Here is a 15,782-nt window from a genome sequence, read left to right as displayed (position 1 = left end):
CCACTGCTGTGGATGCATGGGCCAAGTGGAACAGGCATCCGGTTCCGCGTCAACTGAGCTGAGACGTGCCGCTCACATCCTGGACAACCTTGACAGTGAGGGGAAACGGCGCCGTACAGTCGACGGACGGCCCTGCTGAGGGGCTCGGCCGTATCGCGCCGCGCGGCGCGTCCGTGTGAAGGCATCCACCCGTGTTCGACCCATTGAGTCACGGAGCCTTCGCATGTCTTCCGACACCCTGGCCGGCGTCCCGGCACTCCCGTACCCACCCGAGCCGAGGGCTTCCCTGGTGATCGTCGGGGCCGGGCCGCGGGGGACCGGTCTCATCGAGCGGATCGCCGCCAACGCCCCCGAGCTGTACGACGGCCAGGGCCTCGACATCCATCTCGTCGACCCCTACCCACCGGGCGCCGGGCGGATCTGGCGCGCGGCGCAGTCACCGCTGCTGTGGATGAACTCGCACGCCGAGGACACCACCATGTTCACCGACGAGACGGTGGTCATGGAGGGCCCGGTGCGGGAGGGGCCCACCCTGCACGAGTGGGCCGGTATCGACGGCCGGGTCTTCGCGGACCGGCAGCTGCAGGGCGCGTATCTCAGCTGGGTGCACGAGGAGGCCGTCGCGGCGCTTCCGCCGTCCGTCACCGTGCATCACCATCCCCGGCGCGCCCTGCGGGTGAGCGGTCCGCGCGAGGGGCGGCAGCAGGTGTGGCTGGAGGGCCGGCCGCGACCGCTGCTCGCCGACCTCGTCGTCCTCGCCATCGGTCACGTGGACGCCGAACTCGACGAACAGCAACGCGCGTTGGCGGCCTACGCCGAGGCCCACGGGCTGGTCCATCTGCCGCCCGACTACACCGCCGACAGCGACCTGTCCGCGCTGAGGGCCGGTGAGCCGGTTCTGGTGCGCGGATTCGGGCTCGCCTTCGTCGACCTGATGGTGCTGCTCACCGAGGGACGCGGCGGACGGTACGAGGGCGACACCTATGTGCCGTCCGGGCGGGAGCCGGTGCTCCACGTCGGGTCGCGGCGCGGAGTGCCGTACCACTCGAAGATCGGCTACGACTGGAGCGGTGAGCGGCCGCCGCTGCCACGGTTCTTCGGTCCGGCCGAGGTGGACGAACTGCTCGGCAGGGAAGGCGGGTTCGAGTTCCGGCGGGATGTGTGGCCGCTGGTGGAGAAGGAGCTGGGCTTCGCCCACTACCACCGGCTGTTCACCGTGCACCCGGAACGCACGGACATGGCCTGGGACGACTTCGAGGAGAAGTACGCCGCCGGGAGCGCGGCCGAGATCCAGGCGCTGGTGGCGTCCGCGGTGCCCGATCCGGCCGACCGGCTGGACCTCGTCGCGCTCGACCATCCCCTGGAGGGGATACGGTACGGCTCCTTCGACGCGTTCCAGGACGGGCTGCGCACCTACGTCGAGCAGGACCTGAGCAGACGTCATGACGCCCGGTACAGCCCCGACCTGGCGGTCTTCCTCGGGCTGCTCTCGGTGTACGGGCAGCTCATCAGGCTCGGGGACATCGGGCCCTGGTGGCACGGCTTCTTCAGCTATCTGGCGTCGGGGCCGCCGGGGCCCCGGCTGCGGCAGATGCTCGCACTGTCCCGGGCCGGGGTGCTGAGGTTCCTGGGGGCCGACATGGCCGTCACCGCCGAGGACGGGGTGTTCCGGGCGTCGAGCGCGACCGTGCCGGGTGCCTTCGTCGAGGCGCGGGCGCTGGTGGAGGCGCGGTTGCCCGAGCCGACGGTCGAGCGGGCGCGGGACGGGCTGCTCAGGGAGCTGCGCGCCGACGGGGCCGCCGAGACACCGGAGGGGCTGCTGCGGGTGCGGCCGGACGACGGGCGGATCCTCGACCGGGCCGGCCGGGCGCATCCCCGGCGCTTCGCGCTCGGCCCGTTCACCGACGGACGTACGCCCGGAGCCTTCACCCGGCCGCGCACCGGCGGGCCCGCGTTCCGGCAGAACGACGGGGCGGCGCGGGCCGTGCTGCGGTTCCTGGCCGAACTCGCCTCCCGGGCGGCCGCGTGACCTCCCGGCGGTGCGAACGCGCCTGCCGGGAAGCCGTCTTCGAACGAGAGGATCTCCCCTCATGACCTCATCCCCCGGGCGGGGGCTGCTGCACCTGGCCGCCGCCATCGATCAGGAGGCCGCCCACGACGCCGGCTCCTACGTCGAGCTGGCGCGGCTCGCGGAGGGCGGCGGGCTCGACTTCGTGACCCTCGACGACACCTTCGCCCGCCCCGGCCTCGACGCGCTCGCCGTGCTGTCCCGGGTCGCGCCCGCCACCAGCCGCGTCGGCCTGGTGCCCACCGTCACCACCACGCACACCGAGCCCTTCCATGTGCAGGCCGCCGTCGCCACCCTCGACTCGGCCAGCCGCGGCCGGGCCGGCTGGCGGATCGACGTGTCGACCAGCGAGGGAGAGGCCCGCCTCTTCGGCCGCCGGCACGCCGCGCCCGCCGACGAACTGTGGCAGGAGGCCGGTGAAGTCGCCGATGTGGCCGCGCGGTTGTGGGACAGCTGGGAGGACGACGCCGAGATACGGGACGTGGCCACCGGCCGCTTCATCGACCGGGACAAGCTGCACCACGTCGACTTCGAGGGCACCGGCTTCACGGTGAAGGGCCCCTCGATCGTGCCACGGCCGCCGCAGGGCCACCCGGTCCGGGTGGTCGACGCCACCGACGCACCCGCCCGGCGCACCGCCGCCCGGTACGCCGACGTGGCCCTGATACGGGCCGCGAGCCCCGCTCAGGCGGCGGCGGTGCGCGACCGACTCCGGTCCGCCGCGGCGGAGTTCGGCCGTGCCCCCGGCACCCCGCGGGTCCTCGCGAGCATCGTCGTCGACCTCGGCGACGGTGAACACGCGGCCGAGCGGGGCCACGGCGGGGGCGGCCCACGGCAGACCGCGCAGGGACCGCTGTACCGGGGCGGCCCGGTCGACCTCGCCGAGCTCATCGCCTCCTGGCACGCCGACGGCGTCGTCGACGGCTTCCACCTCACACCCACCGAACCGCGCCGGGACCTGGAGCGGCTCGTCAACGGCACCGTCGCGCTGCTCCAGCACCGCGGTCTGTTCCGCACCTTCTACCCGGGCAGCACGCTCCGGGAGCACCTGGGCCTCGCCCGGCCCGCCAACCGCTACGCCGTGCCGGCCGGGACCGGGGGAGCGTCGTGACAGGGGGAACGTCATGACCGTACGACGCGACGGGCGCAGGCGGATGCATCTCGCGGCGCACTTCCCCGGCGTCAACAACACGACGGTATGGGCCGATCCGCGGTCGAAGTCGCAGATCGAGTTCTCGTCCTTCGAGCATCTCGCCCGCACCGCCGAGCGCGGACTCTTCGACTTCTTCTTCCTCGCCGAGGGGCTGCGGCTGCGCGAGCACAAGGGCCGTCTCCATGACCTGGACGTGGTGGGGCGGCCGGAGTCGCTCACCGTGCTGAACGCCCTCGCGGGTGTCACCGAACGCCTCGGCCTCGCCGCCACCGTCAACGCCACCTTCAACGAGCCCTACGAACTCGCCCGCAGACTGGCCACGTTGGACCATCTCAGCGGCGGCCGGGCGGCCTGGAACGTGGTGACCTCCTCCGACGCCTTCACCGGTGAGAACTTCCGCCGCGGCGGCTATCTCGACCGGGCCGACCGGTACACCCGGGCCGCCGAGTTCCTCGACGTGGCACGGAAGTTGTGGGACTCCTGGACCCCCGACGGCATCTCCCGGCCCTTCGCCCACCGGGGCCGGCACTTCGACATCGCGGGCGAGTTCACCGTGCCGCGCTCGCCCCAGGGACACCCCGTCGTCATCCAGGCGGGCGACTCGGACGAGGGGCGCGAGTTCGCCGCCGCCTCGGCCGACGTCGTCTTCACCCGGCACGGCTCGCTGGAGGAGGGGCGTTCCTTCTACGCCGACGTGAAGCGCCGGCTCGCCAAGTACGGCCGCGAGCCCGGGGACGTGAAGATCCTGCCCGGAGTCACCGTCGTCCTCGGCGACACCGCGGCCCAGGCGCGGGAGAGGGCCGCCGAGCTCCGCCGGCAGCAGGTCTCCCCGCAGAACGCGATCCTCGCCCTGGAGCAGATCTGGGGCGTCGACCTGTCGTCGTACGACCCCGACGGGCCGCTTCCCGAGATCGATCCGGTGGCCGGGGCCGGGATCACACAGGGGCGCACCCGGCGCGGCGACACCCGGGTGATCGCCGAGAAGTGGCGGGCCCTGTCGAAGGAGAAGGGGCTGTCCATCCGGCAGACGGTGATCGAGGCGGGCGCCCGGCAGTCCTTCATCGGGACGCCGGAGGCCGTGGCCGCCGAGCTCGACGAGTTCGTACAGAAGGACGCCGCCGACGGGTTCATCCTGCAGCCGGTGATCACCCCGCGCGGGCTCGACGAGTTCGTCGACCGGGTGGTCCCGTTGCTGCAGGAGCGGGGGGTGTTCCGCACGGAGTACCAGGGCGCCACTCTGCGCTCACATCTTGGGTTGCGCGATCCGGAACGGAAGGTTTGGTCATATGGCGATTGATGAGGCTTTCGAGTGGAAGCAGTGGCACGAGCGGCGCGTGGAGTCCGTCTCCGCGCCCTACGGGCCGCTCGCGCTGACGGGCACCTACTGGTTCGAGGACCATCCGGACGGGCGACTTCCGGACATCCCGGGGATCTGGACGCCCGAGAGCGACGGCGTCACGCTGACCGCCGTGGCGGCCGATGGCCTGACGGTCGACGGAGAGCCTCTCGACGGCGCGGTGCGGCTGGAGGCCGACGCGGGTGCGGTGGACGCGGCCCGGGTCGCGTACGGCGAGCGGCGGCTGGTCGTGCTGGTGCGGGAAGGCGTGTGGGGCGTACGGGACTTCGATCCGGCGGCCGAGGCGCGCCGCGCGTTCCGGGGCATCGACGCCACGCCGTACGATCCGCGCTGGTCGGTGCGGGGGCGTTTCACGCCGTACGGCGAGGACCGGGTCGTCCGTGTCGAGAACGCGGACGGGCGTGAGCGAGGGCTGGGGCTGGCGGGCGAGCTGGCTTTCGCGGTGCAGGGGCGGGAGTTGACGCTTCAGGTCGCCGCTCAGGGGGATGTGCTGTGGGCGGTCTTCGCCGACCGTGGTAGTGGGGAGGGTGGTGGCGAGAACGGCGGGAGTGGAAGGGGTAGTTATCGATTCCGCTTCCTTTATCCCGCCGCTCCGGACGACGAGGGGTGGACGACCGTGGACTTCAACCGCGCCCAGCTGCCGCCCTGCGCCTTCGCCGACCACTTCATCTGCCCTTTCCCGCCGCCGGGCAACACCCTGGACCTGGCGATCGAGGCGGGGGAGCGGAATCTGGCCTGAACGCGGGCGCGGTGGGGCCGAAAGGCGCCCTTGCGCCTACCGGTCGTTCGGCCGAATACTCCCCGCAAGCGCTTGTCAGGGGCACGGCGTGTCCGGAATCCGGACGATCAGGTCCCTGGCTGCGCCTCACGGGCCCCGACCCCACGCGGGCCCCCGACTCCTCTTGGGAGGAACGAACGTGAGGATCAAGCGCACAACCCCCCGCAGCGGCATTTCGAGACGGACCCGGCTGATCGCCGTCACCACCGGACTCGTGGCCGCCGCCGCGATCGCGGTCCCCAGCGCGAACGCGTCCACCGCCACACCCTTCAGCACGGCCCAGCTGAAGAGCGCCAACGCCTCCGTGCTCAAGGCGAACGTGCCGGGCACCGCCTGGGCCGTCGACAGCAAGACCCACCGTGTGGTCGTCACCGTCGACAGCACGGTCTCCAAGGCCGAGATCGCGAAGATCAAGCGGCAGGCCGGCGCCAACTCCGGTGCCCTCACCATCAAGCACACGGCCGGCCAGTTCAAACCGCTGATCACCGGCGGTGACGCGATCTACGGCGGCTCCTACCGCTGTTCGCTCGGCTTCAACGTGCACAGCGGGAGCACGTACTACTTCCTGACCGCCGGTCACTGCGGTGAGGTCGCCTCGACCTGGTACTCCAACTCCAGCCACTCCACGGTGCTGGGCACCAACGTCGGCTACAGCTTCCCGACCAACGACTTCGCGCTGGTCCGCTACACCAACTCCTCGATCGCGCACCCGAGCGCGGTCGGCAGCCAGACCATCACCAGCGCGGCGACACCGAGCGTCGGCACGACGGTCTACCGTCGCGGCTCCACCACCGGTACGCACAGCGGCCGGGTCACCGCGCTGAACGCCACCGTCAACTACGGTGGCGGCGACGTCGTCTACGGCATGATCCAGACCACGGTCTGCGCCGAGGGCGGCGACAGCGGTGGTCCGCTGTACGGCGGCTCCGTGGCGTACGGGCTCACGTCCGGTGGCAGCGGTGACTGCACCTCCGGTGGTACGACGTTCTTCCAGCCGGTCACCGAGGCGCTGAGCTACTACGGTGTGAGCGTCGGCTGACGGTCCTGGTCGTACGAGGCCGGGGTTTCGCGGTGTGAGCCTCGGCTGCGGTGGCCCCCGCACGCAAGTGGCGTGCGGGGGCTCCCTCTTGCCCGGGGGCGGGGTTACCGTCGAAGGACGGATGGCTCAGTCCTCTGGGGGCCGGAATGGTCGAGGAGCTGGTGGCGGCGGGAGTGACCCTCGCGTCCGCCGGTGTGGTGTACGCGATGGCTGCCGCACGGGTGATCAAGCAGTACGAACGGGGTGTGGTGTTCCGGCTCGGGCGGCTCAGGCCCGAGGTGCGGGAGCCCGGGTTCACGATGATCGTGCCGTTCGTGGACCGGCTTCAGAAGGTCAATATGCAGGTCGTGACGATGCCCGTGCCCGCGCAGGAGGGGATCACCCGGGACAATGTCACGGTGCGGGTGGACGCGGTTGTCTACTTCAAGGTGACCGGGCCGGCGGAGGCGGTCGTGCGGGTCGAGGACTATCGGTTCGCCGTGGCGCAGATGGCTCAGACCTCGTTGCGGTCCATCATCGGCAAGAGCGAGCTCGATGATCTGCTGTCCAATCGGGAGAAGCTCAACCAGGGGCTGGAGTTGATGATCGACAGTCCCGCGGTGGAGTGGGGCGTCACGATCGATCGGGTGGAGATCAAGGACGTGTCGTTGCCCGAGACCATGAAGCGGTCCATGGCGCGGCAGGCGGAGGCCGATCGGGAGCGGCGGGCGCGGGTCATCAACGCCGATGCGGAGTTGCAGGCGTCGAGGAAGCTGGCCGAGGCGGCGCAGCAGATGGCGGATACGCCTGCCGCGTTGCAGTTGCGGCTGCTGCAGACGGTGACGGCGGTCGCGGCCGAGAAGAACTCCACGCTTGTTCTGCCGTTTCCGGTGGAGTTGTTGCGGTTTCTGGAGAGGGCGCAGCAGGGGGTGCCGGCGGTTCCCTCGCCGCCTCCGCAGGAGGACCGTGATCGGGGCTGAGGTCGGGGCTGAGGTCTCGTCTCGTATGCCTGCGGCGCCGGTGCGGGTTCGGTGGGGGCTTGTGTAGCGCCCGCGGCCGTCCCCAGGTTCTCGCCGCGGGCGGCTTGCGGTCCGTCCCGCGCGGCACCCTTTTGGGCGTTTTCGCAGGTGGTGGAGGGGCGAAGGGTTGTCGCACAGCAGTTCGGTTTTTGGTCTATGGTGGGGGTGGGGTAGTCGGGAACTGATGTTCGAGAGTGGAGGTGGGTGATGTCCGGCTTCACTCATCTGCACGCTGTCTCCGGGTTCTCGCTGCGGTACGGGGCCTCACATCCGGAGGCATTGGCCGAGCGGGCCTCCGAGCGGGGGATGGACGCCGTCGCCCTCACCGATCGCGACACCCTCGCGGGAGCGGTGCGGTTCGCCAAGGCCTGTGCGCGGGCGGGGGTGCGGCCGTTGTTCGGTGCCGAGCTGGCGGTGGAGCCGCCCGCGCGGGTGCGAGAGGGGGATCCCGTACGGCGTGATCGGCGGCGTACTCCGGTGCGCGGGGGTTCCTTCATCGACGAGTCGACGCCGCGGGTCACCTTTCTGGCCCGTGACGGGGCTCGGGGGTGGGGCGAGCTGTGCCGGCTGGTCACGGCTGCCCACACGGCCGAAGCCCTTCCTCTGCTGTCCTGGTCCGACAACCACGGGGACAGCCTGACGGTTCTGCTCGGTCCCGGCTCCGACGTGGGGCGGGCCCTTGCCGCGGGGCGCCCGGACCGGGCGGCGAAGCTGCTCGGTCCCTGGCGCGAGGTCTACGGCGACGCCCTGCGGCTGGAAGCCGTCTGGCACGGGCGTGAGGGCACCGGTCCCGGGTCGCTGCGGCTGGCCGCCCGTACCGTCGGCCTCGCCGCCGAGCAGGGTGTACGGCCGGTGCTCAGCAACGCCGTCCGCTATGCCGACCCCGGCCTTGGGCCGGTCGCCGACGTCCTGGACGCCGCCCGCCGGCTGGTGCCGATCGACCCGAGGAAGGGGCTGGACTCGGGGGAGGCCTGGCTGAAGGGGGCCGGGGACATGTTCCGGGTCGCCGAGCGGGTGGTGGAGGCGGCCGGATACCGGCGGGACCTCGCGCATCGGTTGGTGGAGCAGACGCAGGCCACCGCCGCCGAGTGTCTGGTCGATCCCGACGACGACCTCGGGATGGGGGCGGTCCACTTTCCCGAGCCGCATCTCGTCGGCGCGGGGCGCCGTACGGCGCAGCGGGCGCTGGCCTCCCGGGCGGCGGCCGGGATGGTGGTGCGAGGGTATGCCGGCAGGCGTGCGTACTGGGAGCGGATGCATCACGAGCTGGACATCATCGCTCACCACGGCTTCGCCTCCTATTTCCTGACGGTCGCTCAAGTGGTCGATGACGTGAGGGGGATGGGGATCCGGGTGGCCGCCCGTGGGTCCGGGGCGGGGTCGTTGGTGAACCATCTGCTCGGGATCGCGAACGCCGATCCGGTCGAGCACGGGCTGTTGATGGAGCGCTTCCTGTCCAAGGAGCGGGTCGTGCTGCCCGATATCGACGTCGATGTGGAGTCCGCCCGCCGGCTGGAGGTCTATCGCGCGATCATCGCGCGGTTCGGGGAGGAGCGGGTGGCGACCGTCGCCATGCCGGAGACATACCGGGTGCGGCATGCGGTGCGGGATGTGGGGGCCGCCCTGTCCATGGATCCCGCCGAGATCGACCGTATCGCCAAGTCCTTTCCGCACATCCGGGCGCGGGACGCCCGCGCCGCGCTGGACGAACTGCCCGAACTCAAGGCGCTGGCGGGGGAGAAGGAGCGGTACGGCAGGCTCTGGGAGCTGGTCGAGGCGCTCGACGCCCTTCCGCGCGGGGTCGCCATGCATCCCTGTGGGGTGCTTCTGTCGGATGCCTCTCTGCTGAGCCGTACGCCGGTCATGCCGACCAGCGGAGAAGGGTTTCCCATGTCGCAGTTCGACAAGGACGACGTCGAGGATCTCGGGCTGCTCAAGCTCGATGTGCTCGGTGTGCGGATGCAGTCGGCGATGGCGCACGCGGTGGCGGAAGTGGAGCGGGCCACGGGGGAGCGGATCGACCTGGACGGGGTGGAGGGCGGTGATCCGGCCACGTATCGGCTCATCCGGTCGGCCGAGACCCTGGGCTGCTTCCAGATCGAGTCGCCGGGGCAGCGGGATCTGGTGGGGCGGTTGCAGCCGGCCGGTTTCCACGACCTCGTCGTCGACATCTCGCTCTTCCGGCCCGGGCCGGTCGCCGCCGACATGGTGCGGCCGTTCATCGAGGCGCGGCACGGGCGGGCGCCGGTGCGCTGTCCGCATCCGGATCTGGAGGAACCGCTCAAGGGGACGTACGGGGTCGTCGTCTTCCACGAGCAGATCATCGACATCGTTTCGATCATGACCGGCTGTGGGCGGGGCGAGGCGGACCGGGTGCGGCGCGGGCTGTCCGATCCGGAGTCGCAGGGGCGGATCAGGGTGTGGTTCGCGCAGCACGCGGCGGAGAACGGGTATGACGCAGAAACGATTCAGCGGACCTGGGAGATCGTCGAGGCCTTCGGGTCGTACGGGTTCTGCAAGGCGCACGCCGTCGCCTTCGCCGTGCCGACCTACCAGTCCGCCTGGCTGAAGGCCCATCATCCGGCCGCCTTCTACGCGGGGCTGCTCACGCATGACCCGGGGATGTATCCGAAGCGGTTGCTGCTCGCGGACGCCCGGCGGCGGGGGGTGCCGGTGCTGCCGTTGGATGTGAACCGGTCGGCGGTCGCTCATCGGATCGAACTGGTGTCTGAATCAGAGGGATCGGAGAAGGTGTGGGGCCTGCGGCTGGCGCTCTCCGATGTGTACGGCATCAGCGAGCGCGAGGCGCTGCGGATCGCGGAGGGGCAGCCCTATGCCTCCCTGCTGGACTTCTGGGAACGGGCGCGGCCGAGCCGGCCGCTCGCGGGGCGGCTCGCGCAGGTGGGGGCATTGGACGACTTCGGGGCCAACCGGCGTGATCTGCAACTGCACTTGACCGAGCTGCAGCGGGGGGCCCGGGGTGCGGGTGGCGGTCAACTGCCGTTGGCCGGCGGGCGCAGGACCGCGCCCGCCGGGCTGCCCGACCTGTCGGAGGCCGAGAAGCTCAGTGCCGAGCTGGGGGTGCTGTCGATGGACGCCTCGCGCAATCTGATGGACGACCACCGGGAGTTCCTGGCGGAGCTGGGCGTGGTGTCCGCGCGCCGGCTGCGAGAGGCCCGGCACGGGGAGACGGTCCTCGTGGCGGGGGCCAAGGCGGCCACGCAGACGCCACCGATCCGGTCCGGCAAGCGGGTCATCTTCTCCACCCTGGACGACGGGACGGGGCTGGTCGACCTCGCCTTCTTCGACGACTCCCACGACGCCTGCGCCCACACCGTCTTCCACTCCTGGCTGCTGCTGGTGCGCGGAGTGGTGCAGCGGCGCGGTCCGCGCAGCCTGAGTGTGGTGGGCGCCGCCGCCTGGAACCTCGCCGAGCTGGTCGAACTGCGGGCCGAGGGCGGGCTGGACGAGGTGGCGAAGCGGCTGGCCGAACCGGTGGCGGAGGGGACGGGCGGTGATCCGGCGCGGGGCCGGCGCATCCAGCTGCCCACCGGATACGAACTCAACCCGTGGGCCGATCTGCGGCCGGCGGGTCAGGAGCCCTCACAGGTACGGAAGTTGTGGCACCAGAGCCCGGGGAGTGCGGGATGACCATCGTGTGCGTACGTTTCCAGCTGCCGGCGGCGGACGAGGCCGCACTGCCCGGACTGCTCGGGCTGCTGGAGGAGTTCACCCCGGTCGTGGAGGCGCTGCCGCCGGACGGGGCACTGGCCGATCTGCGCGGTGCCGAACGGTACTTCGGGCGGGACGCCGTCGAACTGGCCTCGGTGATCCGGGTCCGCGCCCTCGCCCTGTACGGCGTCGACTGTGTGATCGGCGCCGGGCCGGGACCGATGCTGGCCCGGGTGGCGCGAGGGGCCGCCCGGCCCGGGATGACCTGCGAGGTTCCCGGTGATCCGGAGGGCATCGCGGAGTTCCTCGCGGACCTGCCGGTGGCCGCGCTTCCCGGCGTGGGTACGGCGACCGCCCGCACCCTGTCCGAGTACGGCCTCGACACCCTGGGGCGGGTCGCCGCCGCCCCGCTCGCCACGCTCCAGCGGCTGGTCGGCGCCAAGACGGGCCGTGAGCTGCACGAGAAGGCGAACGGTGTCGACCGCGGCCGGGTCGTCCCGAACGGGATCTCCCGGTCCCTGGTCGCCGAACGTCCCTTCCCCCTGGACGAGTTGGACCCGGAGCGGCATCGCCGTGCCCTGCTCTCGGCCACCGAGGAACTGGGTGCCCGGCTGCGCGCCCTGGACAAGGTCTGCGGCACGCTCACCCTCACCGCGCGCTACGCCGACCGCACCTCGACGACCCGTACCCGCACCCTGAAGGAACCCACCGCCCATTCGGCCGCGCTGACCAGGACGGCGTACGACATGTACGAGGCCCTCGGCCTCCAGCGCGCCCGGGTCCGCGCCCTCGCCCTGCGCGCCGAGTCCCTCACCCCGGCCGAACAGGCCTCCTACCAGCTCACCTTCGACCCGGTGGACGAGAAGGCCCGCCGTATCGAGGAGGCCACGGACCGGGTGCGGGCGAAGTTCGGGGCGGGGGCGGTCTTTCCGGGGGCGCTGGCGGCATAGTGCGGGTGTTGTGTCGCTGATTGGGGTTTATCGCGGCTTATGGTCCTGTCAGGCCCGCCTGGTGATTGTTTGTCAGTGGCTACTGGCGGGTCGGTTACCGCTGGAAGTTTTTACTGACGCGTAACTTCACACTTGCGCTACTCGCCCGTAACTTGACGAGTGAACAGCATCCTTCGTGATCCGGATCACAGGGCGTAAGGCCATCGCAACTCCCTTGAGCCGCAAGGAGATCACACGATGCTGCCCTGGAAACGACTGCTCAGACCCCTCGCAGCCGCACTGCTGACCACCGTCGTCGTCGCCGGTGCCACGAGTGCTCAGGCCGCCGACAGCAGCACCAGCACCAGCAGCGGTTGGAACGACTACTCCTGCAAGCCCTCCGCAGCCCACCCCCGCCCCGTCGTCCTGGTCCACGGCACCCTCGGCAACTCGGTCGACAACTGGCTGGGCCTCGCCCCCTACCTGGAGAGCCGCGGCTACTGCGTCTTCTCCCTCGACTACGGCCAGCTCTCCGGCGTCCCCGTCTTCTACGGCCTCGGCCCCATCGACAAGTCGGCCGAGCAACTCTCCGCCTTCGTCGACAAGGTGCTCGCCGCCACCGGAGCCGCCAAGGCCGACATCGTCGGCCACTCGCAGGGCGGCATGATGCCCCGCTACTACCTGAGGTTCCTCGGCGGAGCCGCCAAGGTGAACGCCCTGGTCGGCATCGCACCCGACAACCACGGAACCGACCTGGACGGCCTCACCAACCTGTTGCCGTACTTCCCGGGCGCGTCGGACCTGCTGTCCTCGTCCGTTCCGGGCCTCGCCGACCAGATCGTCGGGTCGGCCTTCCTCACCAAGCTCAACGCCGGCGGCGACACCGTCCCCGGTGTCCACTACACCGTCATCGCCAGCAAGTACGACGAGGTCGTCACGCCGTACACGAGTCAGTTCCTGAGCGGTTCCGACGTGCACAACGTCCTCATCCAGAGCCTGTGCTCGCTGGACCTCTCCGAACACGTCCTGATGGGTCTCAGTGACCGGCTCGCCTTCCACGAGGTGGCCAACGCGCTCGACCCGGCGCACGCCACCACGACCACCTGCGCGTCGGTGCTGAGCTGACGCACGAACGGGGCCTGTCCGACCTGAGCCGCCGGACAGGCCCCGCCCCCCGTGGGGTCTACCGACGGCCTCCGGCCGTCGCCCGCCGACGGACCGAGGCGAACAGCGCCGCCGACCCCAGCGCGAGCGCCGCCGCACCGCTCATCGCGAGGTACGGGGTGCTGCCGCCGCCTCCCGTCGCGGCGAGGTGCGGCGAAGTGCCCTCTGCCTCGGGCGTCGACGCGTCCTGGTCGCCGTGGCCGTGGTGCTCGACCGTCGACCTGTCGGCGCCCGCCGCGATCTGCTCGTCGGACGGCGCGGAGGCGGAGGGCGCCGGGGCGGCGGGAGCGGGGGACGCGCTGCTCGTCGTACCAGCGCCGCCCGTGCTGTCACCGCCGCCGCCGAACGTCACGTCCGAGCAGGAGTAGAACGCCTCCGGGCTGTCCGAGCGCTGCCAGATCGCGTACAGGAGCTGCTTGCCGGACCGGGCGGGGAGGGTGCCGGAGAAGGTGTAGAAGCCGCCGGAGGCGACCGGGTCGGTGGCCGTCGCCACCGGGTGCGCCAGGTCCAGCTCGGACCAGGCCAGCCGCTTGGCGGGGTCGTAGCCGGCCTTGGTGAGGTACACCGTGAACGTGCCCTTGTGCGGGGCCGTCACGCGGTACCTGAAGGTGTACGAGCCGCTCTTCACACCGGTCGCCGGCCAGTCGGCGCGCGGCAGGTCGAGGCCCTTGAACTCCTCGTTGTTCGCGCTGCACAGCCTGCCGTCGGGGATCAGCGCCTGGTGCCGGCCGTTCGCGTCACCGATGCGGACGCCGTTCCAGTCGTAGAGCGCCTGGGTGCCGCCGGCCGCCACCGCCGCCCCGCACGCGTCCGACTTCGGGCTCTCCGGGTTCTCCGCGTAGCACTGCGCGACCCTGCTGACCGGGTCGCCCATCGTGCCGTGCGCCGACGCGGGGGCGGCGGCGAGGGCGGTCAGGGCGAGCGGACTCGCGCCGAGGGCGGCGATCGTCACGGCCTTGCGGAGGCGTGCGGGCATGCGGAATCTCCTCGGAACGGTCCTGGGCGAATCCCGTGGGGTGTGATCAGAAGCTAGCCCCGGGAAACCGGGAAATCGCCTGCTGAGGACGGGGGAGGGAGATCCTTATGCTCGCGTTAAGGGAGTGCTGAGACTGGGATCAGGTAGGGAGCGTGTCCGGCATGGCGGACGACGAGATCCGGGCGGCGGGGGCCGCCGACGTGGCGGCCGTGAAGGCCGTGACCGATGCCGCGTACCACCACTACATCGAGCGCATCGGGGTGGTGCCGCGGCCCATGGAGCGCGACCACGCGGCTGACGTGGCCGCGGGGCGGGTGTTCGTCACGGGCGATCCCGTGGTCGGCCTCGTGGTGCTGGAGGAGCACCAGGACCATCTGTATCTCGACAACATCGCCGTCCACCCCGGCGTTCAGGGGACGGGCGTGGGGCGACGGCTGCTGCACTTCGTGGACGCACGCGCGCGTGCGCTGGGTCTGCCCGAGGTCCGGCTCCACACGAACGCGATGATGTGGGAGAACCAGAGGATCTACCCGAAGTACGGCTACGAGATCGTCGAGCGGCGCGTGGACGGCCCCTACGACCGCGTCCACTACCGCAAGCGGCTCGACTGACCAGGGCCGGTCACCCGTCCGGCCACCACGTTCGTGCGATGTCCTTGCGCACCTCCGGGCGTCCGGCGGGACGCTCGTCGGCCTCTTCTCGGACCCTGCGCGAGTCCGTCTTCTTCAGGGGCTTGTGCACAGTGGTCCGGCGCATGGCTGCCTCCTTCAGTGCCCACCGAGTTCCGTGTTCTCACGGAGGTAGACCCTTTTCGGGAGAGTGACTCATCGGTCCGGGTCTGTCTGTGGTCGCTGTCACGAATCGACTGTCAGTGGCGGGTGTCACTCTTGGGCCCATGACCAACGACAGGGACGGGCTGAGCAGGGCGGCTGTGGACTGGGACGCGGAGGCCGCCACCTTCGACGACGAACCCGATCACGGGCTGCGCGACCCCCGGGTGCGGCAGGCCTGGGCCGAGCGGCTGCGCGGCTGGCTGCCGGAGCGGACGAGCGACGTCCTCGACCTCGGCTGCGGCACGGGCAGTCTGTCGCTCCTCGCGGCCGAGCAGGGACACCGGGTGACGGGGGTCGACCGGTCCCCGGCCATGATCGGCCTCGCGCGGGCCAAGCTGGCGGGGCGGGACGCGGTGTTCCTGCTCGGTGCCGCCGAGGCGCCGCCGGTGGGGGAGCAGCGGTTCGACGTGGTGCTCGTACGGCATGTGCTGTGGGCGCTGGACGATCCGGGGCGGGTGCTCAGGCGGTGGTGGGGGTTGCTGCGGCCGGGTGGGCGGCTGGTGCTGGTGGAGGGGGTGTGGGGGACGGTCGCCCCGGTCGGTATACCGGCCGACGTGCTCACCGGGCTGCTCGCGTCGCTCGACGCGGGGGCGCGGGTGCGGGCGGAGCGGCTGTCGGAGGAGTCCGCGTTGTGGGGGAAGAAGGTCGCGGACGAGCGGTATGTGGTGGTGGCGGTGAGCGACTAGGGCGTGTTGCGAAAGTCCCGTCGTCCGCCCGGAGGGCGGGCCGGGCGGCGTCTGGGGCGTGCTCTCGGCGTGCCGGGCGGAAGCCTTCGTACTGGGTGAGCGTGTACTGGGGGCACGGAGGGCAGTACG

13 protein-coding genes are annotated in these 15,782 nt (G+C 71.3%); 11 read left to right on the top strand and 2 right to left on the bottom strand.

What is annotated here, in order from left to right:
- Positions 1-223: 223 nt before the first annotated feature.
- The 9 genes from ABZT17_RS28525 (at position 224) to ABZT17_RS28485 (ending at position 13,119) form a co-directional block, all read left to right on the top strand.
- Positions 224-2,029: an FAD/NAD(P)-binding protein gene (locus tag ABZT17_RS28525; RefSeq protein ID WP_356352746.1), complete on the top strand. Its 1,806-nt coding sequence runs from the start codon at positions 224-226 to the stop codon at positions 2,027-2,029.
- Positions 2,030-2,090: 61 nt separating this feature from the next.
- Entirely contained in the window at positions 2,091-3,179 is a 1,089-nt protein-coding gene (locus ABZT17_RS28520) for an LLM class flavin-dependent oxidoreductase (RefSeq protein ID WP_356352745.1), read from the top strand.
- Between the two features lie 43 nt (positions 3,180-3,222).
- A complete protein-coding gene (locus ABZT17_RS28515) occupies positions 3,223-4,518 on the top strand; it encodes an NtaA/DmoA family FMN-dependent monooxygenase (RefSeq protein ID WP_356352803.1) in 1,296 nt (431 codons plus the stop codon).
- On the top strand, positions 4,508-5,317 hold the full coding sequence (locus ABZT17_RS28510) for a DUF1684 domain-containing protein (RefSeq protein WP_356352744.1): 810 nt from the start codon (positions 4,508-4,510) through the stop codon (positions 5,315-5,317). Before ABZT17_RS28515 ends, ABZT17_RS28510 begins: the two co-directional genes overlap by 11 nt.
- A gap of 178 nt (positions 5,318-5,495) precedes the next feature.
- The gene (locus ABZT17_RS28505) at positions 5,496-6,395 is read left to right on the top strand and encodes a S1 family peptidase (protein ID WP_356352742.1); all 900 of its coding nucleotides are present in this window, start codon (positions 5,496-5,498) and stop codon (positions 6,393-6,395) included.
- 146 nt (positions 6,396-6,541) lie between these two features.
- The gene (locus ABZT17_RS28500) at positions 6,542-7,354 is read left to right on the top strand and encodes a slipin family protein (RefSeq protein WP_356352740.1); all 813 of its coding nucleotides are present in this window, start codon (positions 6,542-6,544) and stop codon (positions 7,352-7,354) included.
- A gap of 246 nt (positions 7,355-7,600) precedes the next feature.
- The gene (locus tag ABZT17_RS28495; protein ID WP_356352738.1) at positions 7,601-11,044 is read left to right on the top strand and encodes a DNA polymerase III subunit alpha; all 3,444 of its coding nucleotides are present in this window, start codon (positions 7,601-7,603) and stop codon (positions 11,042-11,044) included.
- A complete protein-coding gene (locus tag ABZT17_RS28490; protein ID WP_356352736.1) occupies positions 11,041-12,015 on the top strand; it encodes a hypothetical protein in 975 nt (324 codons plus the stop codon). Before ABZT17_RS28495 ends, ABZT17_RS28490 begins: the two co-directional genes overlap by 4 nt.
- Positions 12,016-12,252: 237 nt before the next feature.
- On the top strand, positions 12,253-13,119 hold the full coding sequence (locus ABZT17_RS28485) for an alpha/beta fold hydrolase (RefSeq protein ID WP_356352734.1): 867 nt from the start codon (positions 12,253-12,255) through the stop codon (positions 13,117-13,119).
- Positions 13,120-13,177: 58 nt separating this feature from the next.
- On the opposite strand, the gene ABZT17_RS28480 is transcribed toward ABZT17_RS28485, so the two are convergent.
- Positions 13,178-14,134: a lytic polysaccharide monooxygenase gene (locus ABZT17_RS28480; protein WP_356352732.1), complete on the bottom strand. Its 957-nt coding sequence runs from the start codon at positions 14,132-14,134 to the stop codon at positions 13,178-13,180.
- 161 nt (positions 14,135-14,295) lie between these two features.
- On the opposite strand from ABZT17_RS28480, the gene ABZT17_RS28475 reads away from it, so the two are divergent.
- On the top strand, positions 14,296-14,745 hold the full coding sequence (locus ABZT17_RS28475; protein ID WP_356352730.1) for a GNAT family N-acetyltransferase: 450 nt from the start codon (positions 14,296-14,298) through the stop codon (positions 14,743-14,745).
- 10 nt (positions 14,746-14,755) lie between these two features.
- On the opposite strand, the gene ABZT17_RS28470 is transcribed toward ABZT17_RS28475, so the two are convergent.
- The gene (locus ABZT17_RS28470; protein WP_356352728.1) at positions 14,756-14,890 is read right to left on the bottom strand and encodes a hypothetical protein; all 135 of its coding nucleotides are present in this window, start codon (positions 14,888-14,890) and stop codon (positions 14,756-14,758) included.
- A 139-nt stretch (positions 14,891-15,029) separates the two neighbouring features.
- Between ABZT17_RS28470 and ABZT17_RS28465 the strand changes: the two genes are divergently transcribed.
- The gene (locus ABZT17_RS28465) at positions 15,030-15,653 is read left to right on the top strand and encodes a class I SAM-dependent methyltransferase (protein ID WP_356352727.1); all 624 of its coding nucleotides are present in this window, start codon (positions 15,030-15,032) and stop codon (positions 15,651-15,653) included.
- Positions 15,654-15,782 lie beyond the last annotated feature (129 nt).

The sequence above is a fragment of the Streptomyces sp. NPDC005648 genome (assembly GCF_040605395.1).
Lineage (GTDB): Bacteria > Actinomycetota > Actinomycetes > Streptomycetales > Streptomycetaceae > Streptomyces.
The sequence above is the reverse complement of the archived record's forward strand: the minus strand, read 5'-3'. Positions and strand labels throughout refer to the sequence as shown.

What these genes read in the sequence shown, in the direction of transcription:
- ABZT17_RS28525 (WP_356352746.1), top strand. Translation starts at nt 224, where the DNA reads ATGTCTTCCGACACCCTGGCCGGCGTCCCGGCACTCCCGTACCCACCC.
- ABZT17_RS28520 (WP_356352745.1), top strand. Translation starts at nt 2,091, where the DNA reads ATGACCTCATCCCCCGGGCGGGGGCTGCTGCACCTGGCCGCCGCCATC.
- ABZT17_RS28485 (WP_356352734.1), top strand. Translation starts at nt 12,253, where the DNA reads ATGCTGCCCTGGAAACGACTGCTCAGACCCCTCGCAGCCGCACTGCTG.
- ABZT17_RS28465 (WP_356352727.1), top strand. Translation starts at nt 15,030, where the DNA reads ATGACCAACGACAGGGACGGGCTGAGCAGGGCGGCTGTGGACTGGGAC.
- ABZT17_RS28500 (WP_356352740.1), top strand. Translation starts at nt 6,542, where the DNA reads ATGGTCGAGGAGCTGGTGGCGGCGGGAGTGACCCTCGCGTCCGCCGGT.
- ABZT17_RS28495 (WP_356352738.1), top strand. Translation starts at nt 7,601, where the DNA reads ATGTCCGGCTTCACTCATCTGCACGCTGTCTCCGGGTTCTCGCTGCGG.
- ABZT17_RS28510 (WP_356352744.1), top strand. Translation starts at nt 4,508, where the DNA reads ATGGCGATTGATGAGGCTTTCGAGTGGAAGCAGTGGCACGAGCGGCGC.
- ABZT17_RS28490 (WP_356352736.1), top strand. Translation starts at nt 11,041, where the DNA reads ATGACCATCGTGTGCGTACGTTTCCAGCTGCCGGCGGCGGACGAGGCC.
- ABZT17_RS28515 (WP_356352803.1), top strand. Translation starts at nt 3,223, where the DNA reads ATGCATCTCGCGGCGCACTTCCCCGGCGTCAACAACACGACGGTATGG.
- ABZT17_RS28480 (WP_356352732.1), bottom strand. Translation starts at nt 14,134, where the DNA reads ATGCCCGCACGCCTCCGCAAGGCCGTGACGATCGCCGCCCTCGGCGCG.
- ABZT17_RS28475 (WP_356352730.1), top strand. Translation starts at nt 14,296, where the DNA reads ATGGCGGACGACGAGATCCGGGCGGCGGGGGCCGCCGACGTGGCGGCC.
- ABZT17_RS28470 (WP_356352728.1), bottom strand. Translation starts at nt 14,890, where the DNA reads ATGCGCCGGACCACTGTGCACAAGCCCCTGAAGAAGACGGACTCGCGC.